Source organism: Marinicauda salina, assembly GCF_003122085.1.
Lineage (GTDB): Bacteria > Pseudomonadota > Alphaproteobacteria > Caulobacterales > Maricaulaceae > Maricicauda_A > Maricicauda_A salina.
Genome location: NZ_QEXV01000001.1, coordinates 640,997 through 664,553 on the forward strand (window position 1 = coordinate 640,997; position 23,557 = coordinate 664,553).

General features: G+C 67.9%; 27 protein-coding genes and 1 tRNA gene. 11 read left to right on the plus strand and 17 right to left on the minus strand.

Annotated elements, in window-relative coordinates; genetic code table 11:
- Positions 1 to 32: 32 nt before the first annotated feature.
- The 4 genes from DDZ18_RS02890 to DDZ18_RS02905 all read right to left on the minus strand — a co-directional run bounded on the left by DDZ18_RS02890 (position 33) and on the right by DDZ18_RS02905 (position 2,249).
- On the minus strand, positions 33 to 503 hold the full coding sequence (locus DDZ18_RS02890; protein WP_109251841.1) for an MmcB family DNA repair protein: 471 nt from the start codon (positions 501 to 503) through the stop codon (positions 33 to 35).
- Positions 504 to 923: 420 nt separating this feature from the next.
- Positions 924 to 1,394, minus strand: coding sequence for a potassium channel family protein (locus DDZ18_RS14280; RefSeq protein ID WP_109251842.1), 471 nt, complete (start codon positions 1,392 to 1,394; stop codon positions 924 to 926).
- A 70-nt stretch (positions 1,395 to 1,464) separates the two neighbouring features.
- Positions 1,465 to 1,550, minus strand: a tRNA-Pro gene (locus DDZ18_RS02900).
- A 216-nt stretch (positions 1,551 to 1,766) separates the two neighbouring features.
- Entirely contained in the window at positions 1,767 to 2,249 is a 483-nt protein-coding gene (locus tag DDZ18_RS02905) for a hypothetical protein (RefSeq protein WP_109251843.1), read from the minus strand.
- Positions 2,250 to 2,316: 67 nt separating this feature from the next.
- Between DDZ18_RS02905 and DDZ18_RS02910 the strand changes: the two genes are divergently transcribed.
- The gene (locus DDZ18_RS02910) at positions 2,317 to 2,511 is read left to right on the plus strand and encodes a hypothetical protein (RefSeq protein WP_109251844.1); all 195 of its coding nucleotides are present in this window, start codon (positions 2,317 to 2,319) and stop codon (positions 2,509 to 2,511) included.
- Here the strand turns inward: DDZ18_RS02910 and DDZ18_RS02915 are convergent.
- Both DDZ18_RS02915 and DDZ18_RS02920 read right to left on the minus strand, forming a co-directional pair.
- Positions 2,508 to 3,434 (minus strand): IS1595 family transposase, encoded by a 927-nt coding sequence (locus tag DDZ18_RS02915; protein WP_109251845.1) that lies wholly within the window; start codon positions 3,432 to 3,434, stop codon positions 2,508 to 2,510. The genes DDZ18_RS02910 and DDZ18_RS02915 overlap by 4 nt on opposite strands.
- A gap of 100 nt (positions 3,435 to 3,534) precedes the next feature.
- Positions 3,535 to 3,867, minus strand: a complete 333-nt coding sequence (locus tag DDZ18_RS02920; RefSeq protein WP_109251846.1) for a hypothetical protein — start codon at positions 3,865 to 3,867, stop codon at positions 3,535 to 3,537.
- A 127-nt stretch (positions 3,868 to 3,994) separates the two neighbouring features.
- Here DDZ18_RS02920 and DDZ18_RS02925 point away from each other — a divergent pair, with 127 nt between their 5' ends.
- Positions 3,995 to 4,396: a metallopeptidase family protein gene (locus DDZ18_RS02925; protein ID WP_109251847.1), complete on the plus strand. Its 402-nt coding sequence runs from the start codon at positions 3,995 to 3,997 to the stop codon at positions 4,394 to 4,396.
- Here DDZ18_RS02925 and DDZ18_RS02930 read toward each other — a convergent pair.
- Genes DDZ18_RS02930 through DDZ18_RS02940 form a run of 3 tightly spaced genes read right to left on the minus strand, consistent with a single transcriptional unit; the run spans position 4,393 to position 7,205 of the window.
- A complete protein-coding gene (locus DDZ18_RS02930; protein WP_109251848.1) occupies positions 4,393 to 5,997 on the minus strand; it encodes a tetratricopeptide repeat-containing sulfotransferase family protein in 1,605 nt (534 codons plus the stop codon). The genes DDZ18_RS02925 and DDZ18_RS02930 overlap by 4 nt on opposite strands.
- A complete protein-coding gene (locus DDZ18_RS02935; protein WP_408631530.1) occupies positions 5,994 to 6,716 on the minus strand; it encodes an NAD-dependent deacylase in 723 nt (240 codons plus the stop codon). Before DDZ18_RS02935 ends, DDZ18_RS02930 begins: the two co-directional genes overlap by 4 nt.
- A gap of 51 nt (positions 6,717 to 6,767) precedes the next feature.
- Positions 6,768 to 7,205 carry an acyl-CoA thioesterase gene (locus DDZ18_RS02940; protein WP_109251850.1) on the minus strand — a complete coding sequence of 146 codons (438 nt, stop codon included), beginning with the start codon at positions 7,203 to 7,205 and terminating at the stop codon, positions 6,768 to 6,770.
- A gap of 109 nt (positions 7,206 to 7,314) precedes the next feature.
- Here DDZ18_RS02940 and nth point away from each other — a divergent pair, with 109 nt between their 5' ends.
- Positions 7,315 to 8,007, plus strand: a complete 693-nt coding sequence (gene nth / locus DDZ18_RS02945; protein ID WP_109251851.1) for an endonuclease III — start codon at positions 7,315 to 7,317, stop codon at positions 8,005 to 8,007.
- Between the two features lie 12 nt (positions 8,008 to 8,019).
- On the opposite strand, the gene DDZ18_RS02950 is transcribed toward nth, so the two are convergent.
- The 3 genes from DDZ18_RS02950 to DDZ18_RS02960 are packed head-to-tail and all read right to left on the minus strand — an operon-like array spanning position 8,020 to position 10,386.
- Positions 8,020 to 8,871: a CHAD domain-containing protein gene (locus DDZ18_RS02950; protein ID WP_109251852.1), complete on the minus strand. Its 852-nt coding sequence runs from the start codon at positions 8,869 to 8,871 to the stop codon at positions 8,020 to 8,022.
- A gap of 35 nt (positions 8,872 to 8,906) precedes the next feature.
- Positions 8,907 to 9,659 (minus strand): 2OG-Fe(II) oxygenase, encoded by a 753-nt coding sequence (locus DDZ18_RS02955; protein ID WP_109251853.1) that lies wholly within the window; start codon positions 9,657 to 9,659, stop codon positions 8,907 to 8,909.
- Positions 9,660 to 9,717: 58 nt separating this feature from the next.
- Positions 9,718 to 10,386: an HAD-IB family phosphatase gene (locus DDZ18_RS02960; RefSeq protein WP_109251854.1), complete on the minus strand. Its 669-nt coding sequence runs from the start codon at positions 10,384 to 10,386 to the stop codon at positions 9,718 to 9,720.
- 96 nt (positions 10,387 to 10,482) lie between these two features.
- Between DDZ18_RS02960 and DDZ18_RS02965 the strand changes: the two genes are divergently transcribed.
- The 3 genes from DDZ18_RS02965 (at position 10,483) to DDZ18_RS13660 (ending at position 13,402) form a co-directional block, all read left to right on the plus strand.
- Positions 10,483 to 11,409 (plus strand): acetamidase/formamidase family protein, encoded by a 927-nt coding sequence (locus tag DDZ18_RS02965; RefSeq protein ID WP_109251855.1) that lies wholly within the window; start codon positions 10,483 to 10,485, stop codon positions 11,407 to 11,409.
- A gap of 1,116 nt (positions 11,410 to 12,525) precedes the next feature.
- Positions 12,526 to 12,945 carry an RHS repeat-associated core domain-containing protein gene (locus DDZ18_RS13655; RefSeq protein WP_146190591.1) on the plus strand — a complete coding sequence of 140 codons (420 nt, stop codon included), beginning with the start codon at positions 12,526 to 12,528 and terminating at the stop codon, positions 12,943 to 12,945.
- Positions 12,938 to 13,402, plus strand: coding sequence for a hypothetical protein (locus DDZ18_RS13660; RefSeq protein ID WP_146190592.1), 465 nt, complete (start codon positions 12,938 to 12,940; stop codon positions 13,400 to 13,402). The genes DDZ18_RS13655 and DDZ18_RS13660 overlap by 8 nt, the downstream gene beginning before the upstream one ends.
- A 186-nt stretch (positions 13,403 to 13,588) precedes the next feature.
- Here the strand turns inward: DDZ18_RS13660 and msrA are convergent, their stop codons facing one another.
- The gene (gene msrA, locus DDZ18_RS02970; protein WP_109252212.1) at positions 13,589 to 14,254 is read right to left on the minus strand and encodes a peptide-methionine (S)-S-oxide reductase MsrA; all 666 of its coding nucleotides are present in this window, start codon (positions 14,252 to 14,254) and stop codon (positions 13,589 to 13,591) included.
- A 138-nt stretch (positions 14,255 to 14,392) separates the two neighbouring features.
- Here msrA and DDZ18_RS02975 point away from each other — a divergent pair, with 138 nt between their 5' ends.
- The 3 genes from DDZ18_RS02975 to DDZ18_RS02985 all read left to right on the plus strand — a co-directional run bounded on the left by DDZ18_RS02975 (position 14,393) and on the right by DDZ18_RS02985 (position 19,011).
- Positions 14,393 to 15,346: a calcium/sodium antiporter gene (locus DDZ18_RS02975; protein WP_109251856.1), complete on the plus strand. Its 954-nt coding sequence runs from the start codon at positions 14,393 to 14,395 to the stop codon at positions 15,344 to 15,346.
- 87 nt (positions 15,347 to 15,433) lie between these two features.
- On the plus strand, positions 15,434 to 17,398 hold the full coding sequence (locus tag DDZ18_RS02980; protein ID WP_233245681.1) for a protein-L-isoaspartate(D-aspartate) O-methyltransferase: 1,965 nt from the start codon (positions 15,434 to 15,436) through the stop codon (positions 17,396 to 17,398).
- 77 nt (positions 17,399 to 17,475) lie between these two features.
- Positions 17,476 to 19,011 carry a sodium/proline symporter gene (locus DDZ18_RS02985; RefSeq protein ID WP_109251857.1) on the plus strand — a complete coding sequence of 512 codons (1,536 nt, stop codon included), beginning with the start codon at positions 17,476 to 17,478 and terminating at the stop codon, positions 19,009 to 19,011.
- Here DDZ18_RS02985 and DDZ18_RS02990 read toward each other — a convergent pair.
- On the minus strand, positions 18,957 to 19,697 hold the full coding sequence (locus DDZ18_RS02990) for a hypothetical protein (RefSeq protein WP_109251858.1): 741 nt from the start codon (positions 19,695 to 19,697) through the stop codon (positions 18,957 to 18,959). The two genes, DDZ18_RS02985 and DDZ18_RS02990, sit on opposite strands and share 55 nt — an antisense overlap.
- Before the next feature lie 317 nt (positions 19,698 to 20,014).
- On the opposite strand from DDZ18_RS02990, the gene DDZ18_RS02995 reads away from it, so the two are divergent.
- Together DDZ18_RS02995 and DDZ18_RS03000 are read left to right on the plus strand one after the other, a co-directional pair.
- A complete protein-coding gene (locus DDZ18_RS02995; RefSeq protein WP_109251859.1) occupies positions 20,015 to 20,431 on the plus strand; it encodes an SPOR domain-containing protein in 417 nt (138 codons plus the stop codon).
- An 87-nt stretch (positions 20,432 to 20,518) separates the two neighbouring features.
- Positions 20,519 to 21,169 (plus strand): SPOR domain-containing protein, encoded by a 651-nt coding sequence (locus DDZ18_RS03000; RefSeq protein ID WP_158272046.1) that lies wholly within the window; start codon positions 20,519 to 20,521, stop codon positions 21,167 to 21,169.
- An 18-nt stretch (positions 21,170 to 21,187) separates the two neighbouring features.
- On the opposite strand, the gene DDZ18_RS03005 is transcribed toward DDZ18_RS03000, so the two are convergent.
- From DDZ18_RS03005 to DDZ18_RS03015, 3 genes are read right to left on the minus strand one after another with little or no spacing between them, the layout of a single operon-like run.
- The gene (locus DDZ18_RS03005; protein WP_158272047.1) at positions 21,188 to 21,676 is read right to left on the minus strand and encodes an A24 family peptidase; all 489 of its coding nucleotides are present in this window, start codon (positions 21,674 to 21,676) and stop codon (positions 21,188 to 21,190) included.
- Position 21,677: 1 nt separating this feature from the next.
- A complete protein-coding gene (locus tag DDZ18_RS03010) occupies positions 21,678 to 22,586 on the minus strand; it encodes a tetratricopeptide repeat protein (RefSeq protein WP_158272048.1) in 909 nt (302 codons plus the stop codon).
- A gap of 19 nt (positions 22,587 to 22,605) precedes the next feature.
- On the minus strand, positions 22,606 to 23,556 hold the full coding sequence (locus DDZ18_RS03015) for a type II secretion system F family protein (RefSeq protein ID WP_109251863.1): 951 nt from the start codon (positions 23,554 to 23,556) through the stop codon (positions 22,606 to 22,608).
- Between the last annotated feature and the right edge of the window lies 1 nt (position 23,557).

The window sequence follows — 23,557 nt, forward strand, 5'->3', positions numbered from 1 at the left end:
CGCGCCGCCGTCGGTTCGTCGTCGGTGCGCCGTCAGTCCGGCGTCCGCAGGCTCCGCATGGCGCGCTCGGCGGCGGTGCGCGCGAACCTCAGCGTGAGCGCCTTGCGGCGGGCCGGCGCGAGCGGGCTCTCCGGGCTCTCGCGCACGATCCCCGCGCCGAAGGCGTCGGCGATGATGAGCCCGGGCTCGGCGGGCAGGATCTCGACGGGAAAGCGATCCGAGACCGCGAAGAAGAAGCGGTCGCACCAGTCGAGATAGTCCGGCCATTTCTGATCGGAGCGGAAATCCGCGACGCCGGACTTGATCTCGACGATGACGATCTCGCCCTTTCGGCCGAGCCCGGCGAGATCGGCGCGCCGGCCGCAGGGCAGGGCGAACTCGGCGATCGGATTGACGCCGAGATCGAACATCAGCCGCGCCGCGCCGCGCATCAGCGCGGTCGCGTCGTCGATCGCCGGGTTGGCCGGCGAGGCCAGGGGCGCGGGATCCGTGGCGGACGGCATGCGCCCACTGTGTTCGAACTTTGTTCGCGCGGTCAAGAAGGGGCGATATTATACTTCGCGTACCCAGATTTTTAGCAAACGCTCGCTAAACCTGCGCATCTTGGCTGGTGTGCCCTTTTTCACGCTGAAAAAGTCACACTAGCTAAGCGCTCGATCACCTGGAAACTCCCTGTTGGGCTTTTTGCAGCTAGGATCGTGATGCGCTTACGAATAGCGCGCTATAATGTGTGGCCAATGCGGAACGCTCCTGTTCCTTCTTTCTAGCGCGAACCCGGCATCGTTTGGCCATCGTTAGGAGTTAGCTTATATATATCGGCAGCGAAGGGGAGAGTGCCATGGCCAGCTATATCAAAAAGCATCCCATCGGGATCGTGGCGATCGCACTTTCAGCTGCGCCCATCATTGGCGCGGTGGTCCTCCTTATTGGCTCTCAGATTGGATAATCAGCGCGCCTATGAGACCAACGCCAGCGCCGAGATAAATGTAGCCTAAGACGGCCTGAACTGCCGCTAGAAGCCTCAACTGCGGATCTGGCTGAAAGTCTCCGTATCCAAGCGTCGTCCACGTCACAATCGAAAAATATAAGCTGTCACCAAAGTTGTTGGCGGCCCCAGAGGCGTAATCGTGTGCGTTATGGATCGCCGCAAATGCAGTGATAAGAATTGCGGCCATAAGCCCAAGCGATATGAGCGCGTGACGGGCCTCAATCTGGTGTTTGACGAGCCCAATTAGTCCAGCCGCTGACGCAGTTATCAAGCACACAGCAGCGAAATAGGACGCCCACACGTGCGCTCTTAGAAAATCTGGAACGCCGAAAATCACCATCGTGAAGAGCGCGTTGCAAATAATTGGCAGGCAGACCCACAAAAAGCCTTCTATGCTAATACGCATACGCTAAACCGTTGATCTGGCGCCCTAATTCATAATTTGCCTTCGAAATCAGGGCGTTGTATAAATAAGGTGCCCCCGCCGGGGATCGAACCCGGACGAGCCCGCAGGCTCACCACAGTCCTATTGTGGCCCGTCTACCGATTTCGGCACGAGGGCAATGAAGAGAGCGCCAAGGCCGCATATCGCTAGCCTGAAGCGCTCGGCCCGGCTTTCACCGGGGATCAGCTAGGGCGGGTCCATATCGGATCCTCCTTATTTGCTTCGACACAAAGGCGGCGGGGGTTCGTTGGTAGCGGTCCCGCCGCCTTATTCTCACATTTTGCCACAGATCCGGGAGGCGTCCCGCGGCGACTGGTTGCGTATCGGTGCCCCTTAAGCGTTGTCCTCGCTTGTGGTTAACAAGGAGTTAACATTGCTTTCGCCCATCTCCGGCATCGGCTCTTGCACGAGCTCTCCCGGATATGGACGATCTGTCAGCCACCACGCGCGCTGCCCCTTGTAGATTACAGAGCGGAATTTATCGCTGCGCGAGAGCGAGGATGCGAGATTTGTCGCCGGGTCTTTTCCGGCAATAGGCTGCCCAAGCTTCTCAAACTCCTGAAGCATAAGCTGCGTCGTTAGCGGCGTTTCGACCTTTTCGAACACCTGCTTCGCAATAGCGGCACGCGAGGTAGCGCTCTCGCCAGTCGCCTCGCGCCGTCGCTCCGGCTGTGCTAGTCTTTTCGAGCTGTCGCTCATCTGTTCAATGGCAGCCTCAACGGCGCGCAACGCTTGAAAATCCGCGTTATCGGCCAGCTTGGCTTCGTACTCGGCCTTGATCGCGCGCAGCGCTGTGAGATGATCCGGCTTTCCCATGACGGTCCTCGTGAATGACATTGCGTCTTTTAACGCGGACCATGACTGAGTCGCAAGGGGCCTTAACATGACCGACAACGAACGCGCTGGAGCGCAATCGCAACGCTTCATCAAAGCCGCGCGCGAGGCCGGATGCGACGAAGACCCGGCTGAGCTGGACCGGATCATGAAGCGGCTCGATCTGCGCAAAAAAGAAACCTCCGGTGATGAACCGGAGGCGGACAGCGGCGGCGCGGACGACGATGGCGCCGCTGACGACTAGCGCCGAACAGGCTGGGCGTAGGTGAGGCGACGGCCGATCACGCCGTGGAGCAGATTGTCCGCGCGTTCCTCGTCATTTACACCAAGCGCGGCGCGGTTGCTGTAGCGGAAATCGTATTCCGCCATGTAGCGCTGAAGATGGCGCTTCGAGCAGTGCTGGTACACGCCGCGCATCCCCCGTTTGAACACGGAGAAAAAGCCCTCAATCGTGTTCGTGTGGATCGTGCGATCCGCCGGGTTCACGTACTCATCGCGGCCGTGGTTGACCGTGCCATGCTCGGCGAAATTCCAGCCCAGCGTCGTATACCATCCCGCTTCGTCCGTCATGAAGTGCGCCTCGCGGCTGACATTGGCGTCAAGGATGTCGGCGATCACGGTCATGCGCAGTTTGTCGACCACGATGGAGCAGGCGCGGCCGCTGTCGCGATCAACCAGCGTCAGAACCTTGTGCTTGTGCTGGTAGCCGACACGCTCCGCCTTCTTCATGCGGTCCCGGCCGATAAAGGTCTCGTCCACCTCGACCGCTCCGCCGTTGCCGCCAAAAGGATCAAGGTCGCCAGAGCGCATCGCCTCGCGAATACGGTGCGACATGAACCAGGCCGTCTTCAGGGTGACGCCAAGCGTCCGGTGAAGCTGGTTCGCGCTGAAGCCCTTCTTGGATCCGCAAATCAGGTAGATCGCCTGAAGCCAGAGATGCATCGGCACATGGCTCGCCTCGAAGATGGTGCGGACTTTGACGGTGAACGGCTTGCGGCACTTGTAGCACTTGTGAACGCCAATGCGCGTGGTCTTGCCTTTCAGCTTGCCGACGCGCTCGGTCTCGCCGCAACGCGGGCAGACCGGGCCGTTCGGCCAGAGCCGCGCTTCGACGTACTCGTAAGCCGCTTCTTCTTCGTGAAACTCAGGACGCGAAAGAACTGACATGGCCGTATCTCCCTTGTGTCACGAGGTATCTCAGCCATATGGGTACGTTAAGTATAATATCGCCCAAGCCGGGGCGTCTGTATCCTTTACCGACCCGTTCCTATCCCCGGTTGCAGGGCGGGTGGAGGCGGTTGCGCAGGTCGAGGCCGATCGCGCGCCTTGTCATCGCCCCGCCGTCGACGGCGAGCGCATGGACATGGGTCGCGCCGGCGTGGCGGGCGGCGTCGATCCGGTCGTGGGAGTCGATCCCGCGTCCGGCGCGGGCGTTCAGGCACTCGCATTCGCCGACATAGAGCGGGTCGAAATAGCCGTCCTCCCCGTCCAGCCGCGCGAGGATGTAGACGCCGGCCGTCTCGGCGAGCGCTGCGCCGAGTTCGAACACGTCGAAGACATAGCCCCGGCCGCTCCGGCCGTACCAATTGTGTCGCCGCATGCCCCGTCCCCCGTGGTGGAGCATCGAATGCTACCCTGAGTCGTCATATCTGTAATGCGGGAATAACCGGCCCCGCCCGCCCGATTCCGGCTGACGCGCGGGGCCCGTCTCGCCTATACGTGCGCGCATGACCGGAGACGCCTACGCCCCGTCGCAGGAAGACTTCCTGGCCATCGCAGAAGACGCCTGGGCCGAGCTGCCCGAGGCGTTCCGCCAGATGTGCGGAAACGTCGTCGTCCAGGTGACCGATTTCGCCGACGACGCCACGCTCGACCATTTCGGCATGGAGAGCCCGTACGAGCTCAGCGGCCTCTATCACGGGGTGGATCTCACGCAGAAATCCGTCACCCACCCCCAGGCGGGTCCGGATCACGTCTTCCTCTACCGCATGCCGATCCTGCTGGAGTGGTGCGAGCGCGGCGACGTCACGCTCAAGGCGCTGATCACGCACGTGCTCGTCCACGAGATCGGCCATCATTTCGGCCTGTCCGACGCCGACATGCACGCCATCGAGGACGAGGCGGGCTAACTGGCCTCGTACCCCCAGCGCTCCGCCCACGGATCGAGGACGGGCCGGACCGGGTCGAGCGCGAAGTCGTAATCCCGCCACTTGGCGACGCTCGTCGCATAGACCGGCTTCTTCACCTGGGTCGCCGAGGGCGTCGAGATGTGCTTGGCCTTCAGCCGGTCGCGATAGGCCGCCACATCGTCATGCCAGCCGACGCCGAGATGATCGAGCGCGGCCCGGGCGCGGCCCTCGAGGTCTCCCACCATGTCCTCGTAGCGGTGCTCGAGCACGGCGAGATCCGGGAAGGCGGAGCGCGCGGCCTCGCCGGCGCGCATCGCGGCGTCGTAATAGGCCGCCGCGCCCTCGATCGTCAGCATGCGGTACATGGCCGGGTTCATGCCGAAGCGCTGGCGGAAGGCGCTCAGCACGCAGTCGCGCGGATCGCGCAGGGCGAGGATGATCTTCGCCTCGGGGAACACAGCCGCGATCGCCCCGAGCCAGATGAGGTTGAGCGGCAGCTTGTCGACGAGCAGCACGCCCGGCTCCGGCGGTCCGCCGGCGGCGTCCCAGTAGGCCGCGCGCAGGCGGTTTCGCTCGGCGGCGTCGAGCGAGGCGAACCAGGCGGGATCGGGTTCGGCGCCGCCGGCGGCTTCGATGATCGGGGAAAGCAGCGGCGCCTCGTCCGTCGTTCTCACGCCGGGATGGGCGTCGAGCACCTGCTCGAGCAGGGTCGTGCCCGAGCGCGGGAAGCCGACGATGAAGGCCGGGACGGGCCCCTCGCCCGCCGGGGCGGCGGGCTGCGGGGACAGCCCGTCATGGATTTCGGCCAGCCGCTCCGCGGTCGCCAGCGCGTAGGGCCCGGGCGTGGTCTCTAGCTCGGCGTGGCGCTCGGCGAGCAGGGCGTTGGCTTCGGACCAGGCCGCGTACGCCGCCGCGACATCGCCCCCGGCGTCGCGGACATCGCCCAGCAGGCCGAGCGCGATAGAGCGGTTGGCGCCCCGGTCCGGGGACCGGTCGAGCGCGGCCTCGAGCCGGGAGGCGGCGTCGTCGCGCTCGCCTGCGTCGAAGTCCAATCGCGCCAGCACGCGCGCGGCGATGAGGTCGTGAGGATCGGCGGCGAGCGCGGCCTCGGCGAGGGCCTTCGCCTCCCCGGTCTCACCGCGCGCAAGCAGCAGGCTCGCCAGCAGGGCCTGGGCGGGCGCATCGCCGGGCTTGATCTCCAGCGCCCGGCGCAGGTCGGCGATGGCGGCTTCCGGGTCGCCGGCCTCGTTGGCGAGGCGGGCGCGGTTGAACGCCGGCTCATGCCAGCCCGGCGCCCAGCCGGCGGCCCGGTCGAAGGCCGCGCGCGCGGCCTCGCGCTCGCCGAGGCGCCTGAGGATCAGGCCCAGCAGGTTGGCCGCATGCGGATTGCCGGCCATCGCCGCGCTGGCGCGCTCGGCGAAGGGCTTCGCCTCTCCGGCGCGGTCAGCGGCGAACAGGGCGGCGGCCTTGAGATGGAGCGCGTTGGGCTCGCCGGACATGCGCGCGAGCGCGTCGTCGGCGATGCGGCCGGCCTCGTCGAGACGGCCGGCGGAGAAGGCCTTGAAGCCGGCCTGCAGCAGCGCCTGGTAGTCCGGCGTCATGCGCCGATCGCCTTCGCCGCCCAGTCCGGCACTACTCGGCTCGCCGGACCATAGATCCGCTCGTCGAACAGCGCGCTGATCTCGCCGGGCTCGAGCGTGAGTTCGACGGTGCGCGCGCCGGCGGCGCGGGCCTCCTGGACGAAGCCGGCGGCGGGATAGACCGTCCCCGACGTGCCGACCGCGACGAACAGGTCGCAGGCCTCCAGCGCGGCGTAGATCCGGTCGAGCCCGAGCGGCATCTCGCCGAACCAGACGACGTGCGGCCTCAGCCCGCCCGGCTCGCCGCAGCCCGCGCAGGCGCGCTCGACGCTCAATGCGTCGAGATGTTCGAACAGGTGGCCGCAATGATTGCAGCGGCTCTTGGAGAGCTCGCCGTGCATGTGGATCAGGTCGCTCGAGCCCGCCTGCTCGTGGAGATCGTCGATATTCTGGGTGACCAGCAGGAATTCGCCGCGGTCTTGCGCTTTCCAGGCTCGCTCCAGCTCGGCCAGCGCCTCATGGGCGGGGTTGGGCGCGGCCTCGCCGAGATTCGCCCGGCGGGCGTTGTAGAAGCCGTGCACCGTCTCCGGATCGGCGGCGAAGCCCTCCGGCGTGGCGAGCTTCATCGGGTCGAACTGCTCCCAGATGCCGCCGGTGTCGCGGAACGTGCCCAGCCCGCTCTCGGCCGACACCCCCGCGCCGGTCAGGATGACGATGTTCTCGGCCATGGCGCCTCGCAGCTTGCTCAGCGGCGGATCATGACAAACCGCCCGCGCGGCGCAAACGCGCCGTCAGCCGGTCTTCAGCCGGTACTCCTCCAGCAGCGCCTTCGCCTTGTCCGGCAGCGGCGCGGACCGGCCCTCGGCGGTGTTGACGATCACGGTCTCGCTGGTCCCGATGCACGCGCCGTCCTGGAACAGGCCCGAGGCGATCGTGTAGGAGCTCGTCCCGATGCGCTCGATCCCGGCGCCGACCTCCAGTTCGCGCGGATGGAAGGCCTCGCCCAGATAGACGATGTGCACGTCGGCGATGAGGATCCGCACGCCGAGCTCGTGGCGCGAGCCCTTCGGGAACACGGCCCGGTTCAGCGCGCCGCGGGCTTCCTCGTAGAAGGCGCCGATGGCGACATTGTTGATGTGGCCGAGCGGGTCGAGATCCTGGAACCGCGTGGGAACCGTGATCACGACGGGATAGGTCTCGCGCTTCAGGCGGGCTGGATCGGGCTTCATGGGGCTTGGAACCGGCGGCGGAAGGAAGCCCGGTTTATGCCGTGCTGCGTCCGCGAAGGAAAGCCGGTTCGACCTTGCCCGCCGCCGCCCGCCCGGCTAACCCGGCGTCATGAGCAAACAGCCCGTCAAACGCAGGAAGCGCCGCGCGCCGGGCCTCAGCAAGGCCGACGCGGAGACGCTCTACGAACGTCTCGTCGAGGTGCTGTCCGAGCCGAAGACCGAGCTCGAATACACCAGCCCCTACACGCTGCTGGTCGCCGTCGTGCTGTCGGCCCAGGCCACCGATGTCGGGGTGAACAAGGCCACGAGGGGCCTGTTCGCCGCCGCCGACACGCCCGAGAAGATGGTCGCGCTGGGCGAGGACGGCGTGCGCGAGCACATCAAGACGATCGGGCTTTTCCGCAACAAGGCCAAGAACGTCGTCGCCCTGTCGGAGAAGCTTCTCGAGGATCATGACGGGGAGGTTCCGCGCACACGTGAGGCGCTGACCGCCTTGCCCGGCGTCGGGCGCAAGACGGCCAATGTCGTGCTGTCGGAGGCCTTCGGCGAGCACGCGATCGCCGTCGACACTCATGTCTTCCGCGTCTCCAACCGCACGAAGCTCGCCCCGGGCGAGACGCCCGAGGCGGTCGAGGAGCGCCTGATGGCGATCACGCCGGAGCGCTTCATGCACGGCGCGCATCACTGGCTGATCCTGCACGGGCGCTATGTCTGCAAGGCCCGCAAGCCCGAGTGCTGGCGCTGCGTCATCGCCGACATCTGCAAGTTCAGGGAGAAGACGCCCGCGCCGAAGGGGGCGTGAGCGGGTGGACGTCTACGCGGCGCCGACGAGCTTCTTCTTCGCCCTGGATTTGCCGCGCCTGAACGCCCTGGCGGTCCGCTTCAACGCCTTCTTCGCCAGTCGGTCGCGGCTGGTCCTGAGCGACTCGATCGCGGCGTCGAGCCCGTCGCCCTCGCGCGCCTCGAGGCGTTCGATCAGGCGGACGAGATCGTGATGGTCGCCCAGCAGGTCGGCGGCGGTCTTCGCCTTCCTGCGGCGGGCCTTGATCCCGCCGGGCCAGACATCGCCCAGCGCCTCGGCGTGATGGCGCCAGTCCTTCACCCGCTTGCGCAGCTCGTGGAGCGTCACGCCGTTCGGATCGGCCTTCGCCTCGGCGAGCCGGTCGCAGGCGCGCGCATAGGTGCGCGCCAGCCCTTTCGCGACGGCCGTCCCGGGTTCGGTGATCGGACCGGCGGCGGCCGTCTCGCGCTCCATCTCGTCGAGCATGGCGCGGGCCTGGTCGGCCGCTTCGGCCCGGTCGACGCGTTCGCCGTCGGCGCGCGCCCGGTCGGCCTCCTCGCGCAGCACGGCGGCGAGGTCGGCGTCGTCGCACTTGATCGCGGCGGCCCGCGCGATCTGCTCGAGGCTGTCGGCGTCGCGGGCTTCGGCGAGCATGTGGGCGGCGCGGCGGCCCGCCGCGTTGATCCGCTTCGACGCGTCCTTGTCGGCCTTGCGCATCAGGCGGGCGTTCGAGCGCGCCTTCTTTATCGCCTTGCGCGCCTCGTGGAAGGCCACGACCGGATCGTCTTCGGCCATGTCGAGGGCGGCGCGCGCATTGGCGATCTCCGCGCGGATCAGCGCGGGCAGGTCGGCGCAGGAGTCGTCGGGCGCGAGGCTTTCCGTCATGGGCGGAAAACACCCTATCACGAAAGGTGTTGCAATCAGCGCGGCGGATCGACGACGCCGCCGACGCTCGCATTGACGCGCCACCAGCCCGCGATCGCCGCGCGCTCGGCCGCGGCGGGGCGGACCTCGTGGGGAATGCGTTCCGACAGCATCAGCACGAGCGAGCCCCCGCGCGGGTCGAGCTCGGCGGCGGGCGGCACGGCGTCGAGCCGGACGAGATCGGGCCGGCCCTCGGCGTCGAGGGGCGCGGCCTCCCAGACGGCGAGCCGGCCGCCGTCGGGCGCTTCCCAGGCCTCGTTGAGATAGGCGACGAGCGAGACCAAGCGCGAGCGCATCCCGATGCGCCCGGCCGCGGCCGCCGCGCCCGCCCCGTTCGGCGGGCCGGCGAAGGCGTCGAGATGCCGGGCGTAGAAGCCGCCCGGCGGATAGACCGCGTAATGGGCCTCGAACTCGAACAGCCCGGCGTAGAGCGTCCGGTTGATCGCGACGCGCAGCGCCTCGCAGCCGTCGAGGAAGCGGGCCTGCGCCGGCGTCGATCCGTCGAGCCAGCGGATCGCGGCGCGCCTGACATCGGCCGCGCGCGTCTCCCGCTCGCCGCGCCCCACCCGGCCTTCGCGCATCCAGCCTTCGCGGGCGAGCGCTCTCGCCTCGGCGCGCAGCTCGGCGACGAGATCGGCGGGCAGCGCGTCGGGGGCGAACGCCCAGCCGCGCGTCTCCAGATCGCCGATCAGCGCGGCGGTCAGATTGTCTCCGAAGAAGGGCGCGGGCGCGCAGGCTGTGGGGTTCATGGGCGGCATCCGTACACCGACGCTAGATGCGCCCGGCGCGCGGTCCGCGCAAGCGCGTTCAGCCGAGCAGCAGCCGCGAAAGCTCGGCGACGTCGTCGGCCCAGGCCGGGGCCTTCTCCGCGACGGCCTCGCGGCGCTTCACCCCGCCGAAGCCGATGAAGGCGTCGGCCGCGCCCTCGGCGAAGGCCTCGTAATCGGTGATGCCGTCGCCGACCATGATGGCGATGTCGCGCCGGCTCTGCGCTTTCAGGCTCGCCACCACCGCGGCCTTGCCGCCATTGCGCGAGAGCGGGTTGTCGCGGTCGAAATCCACTGCGCGCGCGCCGTCGAAGACGAAGCGATTGGCGCGGATCTCGCCGGTGGCGAAGCCGAGATCCATGAGCGCGGGCTCGACCAGCTGCGAGAACCCGCCGGAGACCGCGTAGACCTCGCGGCCGCGCTCGCGCAGCTTGGCCAGCAGGTCGTCCATGCCCGGCGTCGCGCGCTCGCGCAGCGCGCCGGCCGCCGCGTCGATCGCCTCGCGGGTGAGCCCGCCGATCTCGAGGCGCAATTCCAGCGACTTGCGGAAATCGAGCTCCCCGGCCATGCCGCGCTCGGTGAGCTCCTCCAGCCGGCGGGCGCGCTCCGCCCCGTCCTCGGCGGCGGCGAGCGCGCGCCGGACCGCGAAATCGAGGCTCTCTTCGGCCAACAGGGTGGAATCGACGTCGAAGACGATCAGTCGGTTCATGGGGTTCTCCGCCATCGCCCGAGCCCTTAGCGTGATCGCGGCCGCCGGGCCACCATGCGGTTCACTCAAACGCCGCCGCCGCGGGAGGCGAGGCCGATGGGACACACCCTGCACGATCATCGCCATTGCGACTGGGATCGCGATCGCGCCCCGGCGCTCGTCGTCGCGCCCGGCGAGGCGGTTTCGCTTGCGACGCTCGACGCCTCGGGCGGACAGCTCGGCCCGGACTCCGCCCCCGCCGACGTCGCGGCGATGGACCAGGACAAGGTCAATCCGGTCAACGGCCCGATCGCGATCGACGGCGCCGAGCCGGGCGACGCGATCGCGGTGACGCTGACGGATCTGGAAACCGACGGCTGGGGCTGGACGGCGAACATTCCCGGCTTCGGCCTGCTGGCCGGGGACTTCCCCCATCCGGTCTTCTGGCGCTGGACGATCGACCGCGCGCGCGGCCGCGGCGAGGCGCCGGGCGGGATCGGCTGGGCGCCGGTCAAACCCTTCATGGGCACGATCGGGCTCGCCCCCGGCGCGCCCGGCCCGCACGGGATCATCCCGCCCTACAGGACCGGCGGCAACATGGATTGCCGCAAGCTGGTCTCCGGCGCGCGCCTGATCCTGCCCGTCGAGGCCGCGGGCGGCCTGGTCTCGGCCGGCGACGGCCACGCCGCCCAGGGCGACGGCGAGGTCTGCGGCACGGCGATCGAGACCGGCATGCGGCTCTCGGTCGAACTCGAACTGATGAAGGCCGCCGCGCCGCGCGCCCCGGTCATCGAGACGCCCGCCGAGGCCGGGCCCGCCGCCGCAGAGCCGCGCCTGGTCACGACCGGGGTCGGGCCGGACCTGATGGACGCGTCGAGGACCGCCGTGCGCCAGATGATCGACGAACTCACCGCCCGGCGCGGGCTGAGCGCTGAGGCGGCCTATCTCATGTGCAGCGTCTGCGGCGATCTCTCCATCGCCGAGATCGTCGACGCGCCCAACTGGACGGTCGCGTTCGCGTTTCCGCTGGGGCGGTTGGGTTGAGGCAAGTCCGCGGGAAAGCAAGTTCAGGGAGGCAATTTTGCTGGTAGGCAGACTGGTTGCGTATTTGGCGCTCCTTTGGGCGGCTGGGTGCTCCGATAAGGCTGTATTGGATATTGGCGCCCATGCATTGAAACTTCAGCCAGAACGATTCGAGGGGGCGGTGGTTCTGACAGGAGGGACACTGCTTAATGACGGCGGGGAGTGGTATTTAAGATATAGAATTACCGATGATCAGGGTGATACAGGGCAGTTGAATGTCGATTTGGCTCGCGAAATACAGGCTTGCGCCGAATCTCTGATCGGGGAGAGGGTCGGTGTTGTTGGATATGTTGATGCGGGTGATAATTATCTGGAGGGTGTTCAAATAATATATAATATAAGTCAGGAAGGTTATATGTCATGTGGCGACACGCCGAGGGGCTGGGTCATCTTGGCGCCTGGGAGGGAAGGTTAATTGCCCTACTTTAGATATATATTTATTGCTGCATTATCTTTGGTGATGACAGGATGTCTTGAACAAGTGGTCCCGGAAGTGCCGGCTCATGCGTTAGACCGAATCCCGGAGGATTATGAAGGGATGGTCGTTCTGTCTTCAGGCTATCTCATAAATAGAAATGACGATTGGTATCTAAGGTATAGCACTTCGGAACTTAATGAGGATTCACAATATTTAGATTTGCACCTAATAGCCGCTATCTTGGAGTGTGCCATAACCCTGAGGGGTCAACGAGTAGCAATAGTCGGGCGCATGAATGTCGAAAATAGAGAGTTGGAGGGCGTGCGCATTATATACAATTTGGACCAGCAACAGTTTATGGCGTGTGGCGATATGCCAGACGGTTGGTCGATCGTGTCGCCCGAGAGGGCGCGAGCGGATATGATAAGCGAGCGATCGGATTGATGCCGCTTCATATAGCCCTGATATTTTCGATATTGGCGATTAGCGCATCGGGCGCCATGTATTCGGATGCCCTGGATTACGATAATCTCGGCAACCACAAGCGCGCCGAGCCGGCTGCCTGCTCGCTCGTCGCGCCGCCACAGGGACGGTTGGGGTGAGGGGGTCGCTTCACGGTTGCGCGCCGGACGCGCCGGGCTAGGCTCGACAATGTGACGATGAACCATGCCTCCGCTGGCGCCACCTGGATCGTCGACCGGAACGGCTCCGGCGCGGTCCTGCGCCGCGGAGCCTGTCCCGGACTTGATCCGGGATGCCCGGCGCTGGGCTGCGGCCGCGCGCTTGCGACCGGGCTCCGTTTCGCGCGCAATCGCGACTACAATCAGGGCACGGGCGTTCGGCGGGCGATCGATCCCCAGGCTCGATCGCATCTCCGCCTCACCATCCAACCCGACCGGATCCGCTGGAACGGCGGCGCCAATCTCTACGCCTATGTCGGCAATGATCCGATGAACGCGACGGACCCGTGGGGGGCAAAAACCTGTACCGGATCCCGCTTGGAGCGGCCTGAAGACTACGACTGTTCAGCCGGTTCGGCCAACGTAAGTTGTGCCGATAAAAGGATGCAACATGCATAAAATTGAGTTCATACCTATTGATATTTCGATGGACATAATTCATGGCGAAAATATTACGCACGAAGATGGTCTTTCATCATTAGGGTACATAGATATACATAACTCTGGAATTGTTCGCATCGAAAATGTCTTCATATCTACATTAGTATTAGATATTCAACGATGTATGCAGTTAAAAACAGAAATTTGTGAGGGAGATATCTTTTCGCAAGTCGGCATTTTTACAGTGCGTAAAAGTGCATCGAACAAAATAGATATATGTTTAGAAATATCTAGGACTGCTTATCGTGGTCTATTTGAAAAGAATTTAATTTATAAAGAGCTCGCAAGATTTTGGATGCGATTTAATGAAATCGCGAAGAATGAAAATTTTGATCACATGGTAGATTTTGATTCGACAGGGCTTCCTGTAATCACGCGGGATAGATGGGTAAGGCTTAAAAAACGTAACACATAGCAAATGTATGGTGTCCGGTGGCGGAGCGTATGAGTATGAAGCGTTTGAAAATTCTGATTGTAACTGTGTCTATCAAGTTTGAAATTTCCGAAAACGCAGACAAACTCATCTACGACAATCTCGCCCACCTCGAGCGCGCCGAGCCGGCTGCCTGCTCGCTCGTAGCGCCCCGTTGAGCCGCCCCGCCTAACCCGCCGCGACGCCGGTCCCGATCGGGCAGGCGACGCCGGTCCCGCCGATCCCGCAATAGCCGTCCGGGTTCTTGGCGAGATATTGCTGGTGGTAGGCCTCGGCGAAGTAGAACGGCCCGATCTCGCGGATCTCGGTCGTGATCCCGCCCTTGCCCGCAGCCTTGAGCGCGGCGTCATAGGCCTCGGCCGAGGCCTCGGCGGCGTCGCGCTGGGTCTCGGTCGTCCAGTAGATCGCCGAGCGGTACTGCGTGCCGACATCGCCGCCCTGGCGCATGCCCTGGGTCGGGTCGTGGCTCTCCCAGAACAGCTTGAGCAGGTCCTCGAACGAGACCTTCTCGGGCTCGTGGACGACCATGACGACCTCGGCCTGGCCGGTGCGGCCCGAGCACACTTCCTCGTAGGTCGGGTTCGGCGTGAGCCCGCCGGCATAGCCCGCCGCGGTGACCCACACGCCGTCGGTCTCCCAGAACACGCGTTCCGCGCCCCAGAAGCAGCCCATGCCGAAATAGACGATCTCGGCGGTCTCGGGATAGGGCCCTTTGAGCGGCCGGCCGTTGACGAAATGCGTCTCGGCGGTCGGGATCGCCTGGAAGCGGCCGGGCAGGGCCTTCTCCGGGGGAACCAGCTCGGTCTTCCACTTGCGGTCGTCGAGAACGCCCATCGGGATCTCCATCGCGTCGTCTCACCGGGAACATAGGAAGGCGTCGGCCCGGCGTCATCCTCGCGGGGGCGCGCAACCGGGTTTGCGGCGATCACGTTCCGGTGCAGAGATGCCCGCGCGCCCGCGGGGAGTGAGCCGATGGACTATGTCTTCGTCATCGCCGGCCTGGTCGTGCTGCTCGTCGGCGGCGAGGCGCTGGTGCGCGGCGCGGTCGGCGTCGCCGGGCGGCTGGGCGTGTCGCCGCTGCTGATCGGGCTCGTCGTCGTGGGCTTCGGCACCTCGGCGCCGGAGCTCACCACCAGCGTGTCGGCCTCGCTCGCCGGCTCGCCGGGCGTGGCGGTGGGAAACGTCGTCGGCTCCAACATCGCCAACGTGCTTCTGATCCTCGGCGCCGCCGCGCTCATGTCGCCCGTCGTCGTCGAACCGCGCGCCTTCCGCCGCGACGGCCCGGCGCTGGCCGCGGCCATGCTGATCGCGGCGGGCGCGCTCGCCTTCGCGCCGATGGTGAGGCTCACCGGCGCGATCCTCGTCGGGTTGCTGCTGGCCTATATCCTCGCCTCCTACCTGATCGACCGGGCCATGCGCGACGCGGCGGCCAAGCTGCACGAGGCCGAGGCCGAGTCGGTGACGCCGCCCGACGGGGCGGCCTCGGCGCTCTTTCTCGGTCTCGGCATCGCCGGCGTGGTGGGCGGCGCCTGGCTGCTGGTGACCGGCGCGGTGGCGATCGCCGGGGCGCTCGGCGTGCCCGAGACGGTGATCGGGCTCAGCATCGTCGCGGTCGGCACCTCGCTGCCCGAACTCGCCGCCTCGCTGGTCGCGGCCCGCCGCGGTCACGGCGATCTCGCCTTCGGCAATATCGTCGGATCCAACATCTTCAACGGGCTCGGGATTCTCGGCTCGGCGGCGCTGGTCGCCCCGTTCGAGACGCCGCCGCGCGTGCTCGGCCCGGATCTCTGGGTGATGCTCGGCGCGAGCGGGCTCTTGATCGCGTTCGCGCTCACCGGCCAGCGCGTCAGCCGGATGGAGGGCGGCGTGCTGCTCGCGCTCTATGCGGGCTATATCGCTTCGCTGGCCTGGACGCCGGCCGGCTGAACCGCCGCGACGGCGACGATTTGTCGGGCTGCTCGGCGTGCGCGCCGGGCGCATGGTGACGGACGCACGCTTCGGAGGGCCGCGCCGATGACCCTGACCGATAGTTTCGCCGACGACCGCGCCGCGATGGTCACCAACCAGCTCGCCCGCCGCGGAATCGCCGACCGGCGCGTCCTCGACGCCATGGGCGAGGTCCCGCGCGAGGCCTTCCTGCCCGCCGACATGGCCGAGTTCGCCTACGAGGACAGCCCGCTGCCGATCGCTTCGGGCCAGACCATCTCGCAACCCTTCATCGTCGGGCGCATGATCGAGCTGGCCGAACTCGAACCCGGCGACCGGGTGCTCGAGGTCGGCGCCGGATCGGGCTACGCCGCCGCGGTGATGAGCCGGATCGCCGAGCGGGTCTTCGCCATCGAGCGCCATGGGCCGCTCGCCGAGGCCGCCCGCGAAGCGATCGAAGGACTCGGCTACGACAATCTCGAGATCGTCCACGGCGACGGCACGGAAGGCCTGCCGGACGAAGCCCCCTTCGACGCGATCGTGGTCTCCGCCGGCGGCGAGCTGCCCGCCGCGCTCAAGGACCAGCTCGCCGTGGGCGGGCGTCTCGTCATCCCGCTGCCGAAGGGTAATGTGCAGGTCCTCGCCGTGGTCCGCCGCCTGAACGCGGACCGCTTCGAGACGGTCGAGCACGATGCGGTGCGCTTCGTGCCGCTGATCGCCTCCGTCGCGGGAGCGGAGAGGGCCGAGGCGCGGCCGAAGCCGGAACGCCCCGCGGAGGGGCCGTCCGTCGTCATCGCGCGCGCCGCCGAACCCTTCGAGAGCCATGACGATCTCGCCCGCCTGGTCGCGCGCTTCGCCGACAAACGCGTGGTCTGCCTCGGCGAGGCCACCCACGGCACCTCGGAATTCTACGCCGCGCGCGCAGCGATCACCGAGCGCCTGGTGCGCGATCACGGCTTCACCGTCGTCGCCGTCGAGGCCGACTGGTCAGACGCGGCCTATTACGACCGCGCGATCCGGTCGGGCTTCGGGGGCCGCGCCGCCGCCGAGCCCTTCATGCGGTTTCCACGCTGGATGTGGCGCAACCAGGAGACCTGGGACCTCCTGAAGCGCCTCAAGGCGATCAATGACGACCGTTCGCCGGAGCGCCAGGCCGGTTTTTACGGCCTCGACGTCTACTCCCTGTGCGAGTCGATCGGCGTCGTGCTCGACTTTCTCGAAGAGGCCGAGCCCGACGCCGCCGCGGTCGCCCGCGAACGCTACGCCTGCCTGACGCCGTATTGCGGCGATCCGGCCGCCTACGGACGCATGCGCATCGACGACGGCTACCGGCGCTGCGAGGACCGCGTCGCCTCGGTGCTCGCCGACATGCTCGCCCGGCGCCTCGCAAACGGCGAGGCGGTGTTCGACGCCGAGCAGAACGCGCGCATCGTCGCCGAGGCCGAGCGCTATTACCGCACGATGTATTACGGCGGGCCGTCCTCGTGGAATCTGCGCGACCAGCACATGTTCGACACGCTCGAACGCCTGCTCGTCCATCGCGGACCGGATGCGAAGGCCGTCGTCTGGGCGCACAACTCCCATGTCGGCGACGCGCGGGCGACCGAGATGGGCCGGGTGCGCGGCGAGCACACTATCGGCCAGCTCGTCCGCCAGCGTTTCGGCGACGGCGCCGCGCTGATCGGGTTCGGGACCGAGCGCGGCGAGGTCGCCGCCGCCGACGAGTGGGGCGGGCGAATGACCGTCAAGACGGTGCGTCGCGCCATGGAGGGCAGCTGGGAGCGCCATTGCGGCGACACCGGCGTCCCGCGCTTCCTGCTGGACATGACGCGGCTCGGCGAGGCCGACCGCGAGGCGCTGACCGCGCCGGCGCTCGAGCGCGCGATCGGGGTCGTCTACCGGCCCGAGACCGAGCGGGCCTCGCACTATTTCGAGGCCGATCTGCCCGCCCAGTTCGACGCCTGGGTCTGGTTCGAGCAGACCCGCGCCGTCGACGCCCGGCCCTCGACGCCCGAGGCGGGCGAGGAGGAGACCTTCCCCTTCGGCGTGTGAGGCGTCGCGCGCTCGCGGCTTGGCGCGGCGCGCCGGGCGGGGTTTAAATCGCGGCTGCGCTTTTCCAAGGGGGGCACATGCCGGACGCCGAACCCGCCGCCGGCGTCATTCTCGCGACGCTCGTGGTCTACAAGCTCGTCCTCGTCGGCATCGGCGTGTGGGCGGCCCATCTCAACAAGGACGAATCCGACTTCTTCCTCGGCGGCCGCGGGCTCGGCCCGTGGGTGGCGGGGCTGTCCTACGCCGCCTCGACCTCGTCGGCCTGGGTGCTGCTGGGCTATTCCGGCTTCATCTATGTCGCCGGCGTCTCCGCGCTGTGGATGGCGCCGGGGATCCTGGCGGCCTACGTCGTGATCTGGCTCGGCTTCGGCCCGCGGCTGAGGCGCGAGACCGCCGAACGCGGCCATGTCACGCTCAGCGACTTCCTCGCCGCCGAATCCGGCCCGGTCTGGCGGACGGCGATTCCCGTGCTCGCGGGCGGGCTCGTCCTGTTCGCCTTCGTGTTCTACATCGCCGCCCAGTTCGGCGCCGCGGCGATCGCGTTCGAGAGCCAGCTCGGGCTGGGCGGAACCGAAAGCGTGCTGCTCGGCGCGGCGGTGATCCTCGTCTACGGGCTGCTCGGCGGGTTCTGGGCGGTGTCGGTCACCGACATGGTCCAGGGCGCGATGATGGCGATCATCGCCGTCCTCCTGCCGACGCTGGCGCTGATCGCGGCGGGCGGGCCGGCCGGCGTCTGGGCGACGCTCTCCGAGACCATGCCGCCGGCCTATCTCGACTGGGCGGGCGGGCGCGCCGGTTTCGTCGTGCTCGGTTTCGCCGGCGGCCTGGCCGCCATCGGTCTCGGCGCGCTCGGCCAGCCCCACCTGATGGCGCGCCTGATGGCGGTGAAGGACGAGGCCTCGCGCCGGCGCGGCTTCGCCGTGGCGATGAGCTGGGGCGTGATCGTCCATCTCGGCATGGCCGTGCTGGCGCTGTCGGGCCGCGCGCTCGTCGCCGACATGGCCGACGCCGAGGCGCTGTTCTACGAACTCGCCGCGCGCTTGCTGCCCGGCGTGCTGGCGGGCCTCGTCATCGCCGCGGTGCTGTCGGCGGTGATGAGCACGGTGGACTCGCTGCTGGTCGCAGCCTCGGCGGCGGCGGCCCACGACCTGCGGATCGTCCGCGTGCTGAAGGGACGGGAGGTGCTGATCAGCCGCATCGTCATGGCGACGATCTGCGCGCTCGCGGTCGGGCTCACCCTGACGCTGCCCGCGACCATCTTCGACCGCGTGCTGTTCTCCTGGTCGGCGCTGGGCGCGGCGTTCGGGCCGGTCATCCTCGCCCGCGTCGTCGGCGTGGAGCCGCGCGGCTGGGCGATCTTCGCCTCGATCCTCGCCGGCTTCTCCATGACCGTCGTGTTCTACGTGTCGGGGCAGATCGGGGTCGAGGCCATGGGCGAGGGCCCGCCCCGCGCGCTGGCGAGGCTCGCCGCGATTCCGGGCGATCCGTTCGAGCGGATCGCGCCGTGGATCCTTCCGACCCTTCTGTGCTTCGGGTTCCGCCAGCCGCGCCCGGTCGCTCAGGAGCCGGAGGCCTCGCGCACCAGCGGCGCCTCGACGGGCTCGGCCGGCTGAGGCGCGTCGTCCTCGCGCGGGCGGAAGGGCACGGTATTGGCCGGCCCGGCGTCCGTCTCTGCGGGGCGCTTGCGCAGGACCGAGGGCAGGGTCAGCACGCTCGCCGGGCCGTCCTCCTTGATCTCGCCGGTGGCCCGGGCGAGCAGGGCGCGCTGGGTGAGCATGCGCGGGAAGTCGTAGGGCGGATTGTAGAGCTTGAGCCCGCAGCGCCGGCGCACCGACTGGGCGAGATCCCACGCGTCGGCGCCGCACACGCCGCATTCCTCGACGAAGATGCTCTGGCCGGCCTCGACATCGTCGTGGGTCGCCGCGCGCACCCGCAGATTGGCGGTCGCCAGCGCGTTGCGGAAGGTGAGCAGCCGGTCGGCGAGCTCCGGCTCCAGGTCCAGCCAGCCCTCGCCGTCGGGATACTCGGCGAGATCGGGCAGGCGCCGGCCGCGCCGGCCCACCGCCCCGCCGGTTTCCTCGAACACCTCGCACTCGTGGATGGCGCCGTAGCAGGCCTGCGAGAAGCGTTCGAGCTGGACGGCGACGCGCAGGCCGAGATGGGCGAGCCGCCCGCGCCGGTTCACCCGCTTCCGCCAGACCGAAGCGGATGCGTTCACCAAGCCGGCCGCCAGCGCGCCGCCGCCGCCGGCGGCGAGCGCGAGAGTGAGCATGCCGAGAGCGCCCGGGTCGTACATCATCGCTGCGTCCTGATCAGCTCCTGCGGGGACCCGCCGGAGGGCGGGCAAACTAGGCCGACGATGCGCGCATCGCAAAGGCGTTAACCATGCTGCACGGAGGCCGTTCCGAATGAACGCTAGCCCGAGTCGGGGGCGCGCCTGTCGGAAATCGCAAGGACGGCGAGGGCTTTGGTCTATTTCGCAAGTCTTTGGACGCACGAAGAAACGCGCCGGTGCCGCCGTCTGCGTTAACCATTTTCTTGTGGAAAAAGCTTGATAGAAAGGTTTTATTCATTTTTAACCATGCGCCTCTGGGGCGAATCGGGACGGGCGATCGCATGATCGGGATTCTCGACATCACCGCCGCCGCCGCCGCGCTGATCGCGGCCGCGGATGACGCGCCGGACGCCGGGACCGCCGTCGGCGCCCGGGTGATCCGGATGGCGTCGGTCAACGCGACGAGCGACGCCATGCGCGTGAGCTATGTCGACGAACTCGCTGCGCAACCGCCCTGGCAGGTCCAGGTGGGCGCCTATCGCTCGCGCGAGGAGGCCGAGGCGGCCTGGAGTCGACTGTCGGCGCAGCATGACGCGCTGCTGGATGGGCTGGCGCCGGCGATCTCCGAGGTCGAGCTCGACTCGCGTGGCGCGTTCGTCCGCTTGCGGGTCGAGGGATATCCCTCGCGGAGCGGCGCCGTCGATCTTTGCGAAGACCTGCGCGCGGCCGGCGGCGAGTGTTTCGTGGCGCATCGCTGACCGACCCGACGAATGGTCGGTTCGCCTTTGGGAAGGCGAGGTTGCATGCGATACTTTCGCTGTTTTCGCGCCCTGCGGGAATTTCCGATGACCGGGTTTCGCCCCCTCGCGTTGATCGCCGCCTCCGGTCTTCTCGCCGGCTGCGGGGAGAACGTTGATCTCCTCTACTATCCCGAGGGCGCGGATCGACGGGAGGTGCGGGTCGTCCGCGACCTTCCCAGCTTTCAGGCGTGCGAGCGCCGGGCCCGCGAGATCGCCGACGCGCTGAGCGAGGCTCGGCGAGCCCGCGCCGAATTCGAATGCGGGCTGGGCGCTCACGACCATCCGAATTTCGGGAGACGCTACGAGGAACGCGTCGAGCCGGCGATCGAGTTCGAGAGTGAGGCGCGCGACCGGTCCGCGCCGGAGCCGCAGCGGCGGCTGGACCTCTCGGGCGCGGCGTTCGCCGACGAGGCGGAGCCCGCGGTCCGCCGGTCCGGGCCCTGGCAGGTGCAGTTGGCGTCGTTCCGCGACACGGCTGCGGCCCGGGACCACGCGCTCGATTTCATCGCGCGCAACGAGGAGCTCGTGGCCGACCGGCCATTGCGGATCTTCGCCACCGATCTCGGGGACGCGGGCGTCTATCACCGGGTGAGGCTGACCGGCTTCGCCGACTCCGGCGAAGCCCGTCGGACCTGCGAGAGCCTTCGCGCGGGCGGGCTGGACTGCTTTGTCGCGCGCGCTGCACAGGCCGGTTGAGGCCGGAAGGGCCGATGATCAGACGTGAACGGCCAGCGCCGTCGCCGCGGCGCCGGCGAAAATGGCCACGCCGTAGGGCAGGCGGGTTTTCGATATCGCCTTGTCCGGGTCCGGCGCCGCCTGGCTGATGCGTTGGCGGATCCACAGCGCGGCGAGCACGCCGCCGGCGAGCAGACCGCCCGCAATGGCCACGGCGACGGCGAGAGTCGCGAAGATCCCCGGCGGCGTCCACAGCGCCAGCGCGGCGAACAGCTTGACGTCGCCGCCGCCCATCAGCCGGAACATGAACATCCCGAACCCGACGCCGAAGCCGATCACGGTCGACAGCACGTGCCAGCCGATCTGGGCCGGGCCGTAACCGGCCAGCGGAATGGCGAGGAGAAACAGCGCCGCGACGACGATCGGGAAGGCGTTCGGGATGGTGTAGGAGCGGACATCCGACACGGCGGCCGCCGCGACGATCGCCAGCAGCACGCCCGTCAGCCAGACCGGAACGTCCGGCGTCACGTCACCGGCTTCCCGGTTCGCGCAGCGCCTGCAGATTGCGATAGGCCTGCTCGTAGAAGACCGGGCTTTCGTCGAGGGCGCGCTGGAACAGGCTTCTCGCCAGCTCGAGATCGCCGGCGCCGCGGGCGATGACGCCCGCATTGTTCAGCACGACGGGCCGCTCTTCGTCGGAAACGCCCCACAACGCCCGCTCGAGCTGGCCGTCGACGATGAGCGCGACGCGCAGATTCTTGTCCGCCGGCGCGAAATCCGCGTCGCGGTCGAGCGCGCGGTTGAACGCGCCGATGGCCGATTCCGGCCGGCCCTGCTGGAGGTAGGACAGGCCGAGATTGTTGAGCGGCGCCGGCTCGCGCGGGGCGAGCTCGGCGGCGCGCTCGTAGGAGGCGACCGCGCCGCCCCAGTCCCGCTCGACATCGGCGAGGAAGCCCAGGGCGTTGAGGATGCGCCAGTCGTCCGGGCGCGCCTCGACGGCCTCGCGCAGGAGCCGTTCGGCCTCGTCGTAGCGTCCCTCGCGGGCGCGCAGCACGCCGAGGCCGCGCAGCGCGCGGGGATCGCGGGTCTCATCGACCAGGTCCGCAAAGGCCCGCTCGGCGCGCGCGGCGTCGCCGGACTTCATCGCGCACTCCGCAACGATGAGGCGGGCCTCCACGTTCTCGGGCGCGGCGCGCAGCAGGGCTTCGGCGGTCTCGGCGGCGTCCTCGCACGCGCCAGCCTCGGCCTGCGTCCAGGCCTCGGCGATGTCCGCCTCGCTCACGTCGGCGGCGGCCTCATCGGTCTGCTCGCGGATCAGCCGCTCGACGGCCTCGACCGACCGGGCCCCGGCCGGCTGGATCTCGGCGGCGGGATTCATGGTCGCGCAGCCGCCCAGCGCCAGCGCGCCGACAATCGGCGTGAACATCCAGATTCGCATCATCCGCTCTCGATCTGCGTCACCCGGCGAGATCCCGGAAGGTCTCGATGATCATGATCATGACCGGCGACAGGATCACGATGAAAAGGCAGGGAAAGATGAGCAGCACCAGCGGCAGCGCCATCTTCACCGGCAGCTCGGCGGCGGTCTTCTCGGCCTTGAGCATGCGCGAGATTCGCATCTCCTCGGCGATCACGTGCAGGGTGTCGGCGAGGCTGGTGCCCAGCTGCTCGGACTGGCTGATCATCGTCGCGAAGGTGCGCGCTTCCTGGACCTGCATCCGGTCGGCCATGCGCGACAGCGCCTCGGTGCGGCTCATGCCGGCCTGGAATTCGAGCGCGACGCCCTGGAACTGCTCGGCGACCACCGGGTGGGCCTCGCTGAGTTCGTCGACGACATGGCGAAGCGCCGCCGAAAGCGACAGGCCGGCCTGGACGCCCACCAGGATCATGTCGAGGGCGTCGGGCAGTCCGTTGCGGAAGGCTTCGCGCCGGCCGGAGATGCGCAGCCTGAGCCAGAGCACGGGCGCGTAATAGCCCAACGCCGTCGCCGACAGGACGGCCACGAGCGAGTAGAGCCCGGTCAGCGGAGTCGGCAGCAGGAACAGCGCTGACGCCGCGCCGACGCCGAAGAGAACGCCGAGGATGAGCCGGCTGGAGAAGAAGATGTCGACGGCGCGGCGGTCATACAATCCCGCCTCGATCAGCGCGCGGCGCACCTCGCCGACCTGGGTGGGGTCGGATTGCGTCAGGCGTCGCTGCAGCGGCTCCATCGCGCGCAGGGCGCGCGGCAGCCGGCCGCGATCGACGATGGTGTCGCCCACCTCGATATCGCCTGCGCTGATCGCCTCGCTCATCCGCTCGGCCGCAGTGTTCCGGCGGAGCATGCCCCAGACGCCGACAATCGCGGCGACGACGGCCGCGAAAACGGTCGCGAGGATCAGAGTCTCCGGGGTGAAGAGTTCAGCCACG

Bases quoted from the DNA above. Each gene is read 5' to 3' on its own strand.
- DDZ18_RS02890 (WP_109251841.1), bottom strand. From the start codon at position 503: ATGCCGTCCGCCACGGATCCCGCGCCCCTGGCCTCGCCGGCCAACCCG.
- DDZ18_RS14280 (WP_109251842.1), bottom strand. From the start codon at position 1,394: ATGCGTATTAGCATAGAAGGCTTTTTGTGGGTCTGCCTGCCAATTATT.
- DDZ18_RS02905 (WP_109251843.1), bottom strand. From the start codon at position 2,249: ATGGGAAAGCCGGATCATCTCACAGCGCTGCGCGCGATCAAGGCCGAG.
- DDZ18_RS02910 (WP_109251844.1), top strand. From the start codon at position 2,317: ATGACCGACAACGAACGCGCTGGAGCGCAATCGCAACGCTTCATCAAA.
- DDZ18_RS02915 (WP_109251845.1), bottom strand. From the start codon at position 3,434: ATGTCAGTTCTTTCGCGTCCTGAGTTTCACGAAGAAGAAGCGGCTTAC.
- DDZ18_RS02920 (WP_109251846.1), bottom strand. From the start codon at position 3,867: ATGCGGCGACACAATTGGTACGGCCGGAGCGGCCGGGGCTATGTCTTC.
- DDZ18_RS02925 (WP_109251847.1), top strand. From the start codon at position 3,995: ATGACCGGAGACGCCTACGCCCCGTCGCAGGAAGACTTCCTGGCCATC.
- DDZ18_RS02930 (WP_109251848.1), bottom strand. From the start codon at position 5,997: ATGACGCCGGACTACCAGGCGCTGCTGCAGGCCGGCTTCAAGGCCTTC.
- DDZ18_RS02940 (WP_109251850.1), bottom strand. From the start codon at position 7,205: ATGAAGCCCGATCCAGCCCGCCTGAAGCGCGAGACCTATCCCGTCGTG.
- nth (WP_109251851.1), top strand. From the start codon at position 7,315: ATGAGCAAACAGCCCGTCAAACGCAGGAAGCGCCGCGCGCCGGGCCTC.
- DDZ18_RS02950 (WP_109251852.1), bottom strand. From the start codon at position 8,871: ATGACGGAAAGCCTCGCGCCCGACGACTCCTGCGCCGACCTGCCCGCG.
- DDZ18_RS02955 (WP_109251853.1), bottom strand. From the start codon at position 9,659: ATGAACCCCACAGCCTGCGCGCCCGCGCCCTTCTTCGGAGACAATCTG.
- DDZ18_RS02960 (WP_109251854.1), bottom strand. From the start codon at position 10,386: ATGAACCGACTGATCGTCTTCGACGTCGATTCCACCCTGTTGGCCGAA.
- DDZ18_RS02965 (WP_109251855.1), top strand. From the start codon at position 10,483: ATGGGACACACCCTGCACGATCATCGCCATTGCGACTGGGATCGCGAT.
- DDZ18_RS13655 (WP_146190591.1), top strand. From the start codon at position 12,526: ATGAACCATGCCTCCGCTGGCGCCACCTGGATCGTCGACCGGAACGGC.
- DDZ18_RS13660 (WP_146190592.1), top strand. From the start codon at position 12,938: ATGCATAAAATTGAGTTCATACCTATTGATATTTCGATGGACATAATT.
- msrA (WP_109252212.1), bottom strand. From the start codon at position 14,254: ATGGGCGTTCTCGACGACCGCAAGTGGAAGACCGAGCTGGTTCCCCCG.
- DDZ18_RS02975 (WP_109251856.1), top strand. From the start codon at position 14,393: ATGGACTATGTCTTCGTCATCGCCGGCCTGGTCGTGCTGCTCGTCGGC.
- DDZ18_RS02980 (WP_233245681.1), top strand. From the start codon at position 15,434: ATGACCCTGACCGATAGTTTCGCCGACGACCGCGCCGCGATGGTCACC.
- DDZ18_RS02985 (WP_109251857.1), top strand. From the start codon at position 17,476: ATGCCGGACGCCGAACCCGCCGCCGGCGTCATTCTCGCGACGCTCGTG.
- DDZ18_RS02990 (WP_109251858.1), bottom strand. From the start codon at position 19,697: ATGATGTACGACCCGGGCGCTCTCGGCATGCTCACTCTCGCGCTCGCC.
- DDZ18_RS02995 (WP_109251859.1), top strand. From the start codon at position 20,015: ATGATCGGGATTCTCGACATCACCGCCGCCGCCGCCGCGCTGATCGCG.
- DDZ18_RS03000 (WP_158272046.1), top strand. From the start codon at position 20,519: ATGACCGGGTTTCGCCCCCTCGCGTTGATCGCCGCCTCCGGTCTTCTC.
- DDZ18_RS03010 (WP_158272048.1), bottom strand. From the start codon at position 22,586: ATGCGAATCTGGATGTTCACGCCGATTGTCGGCGCGCTGGCGCTGGGC.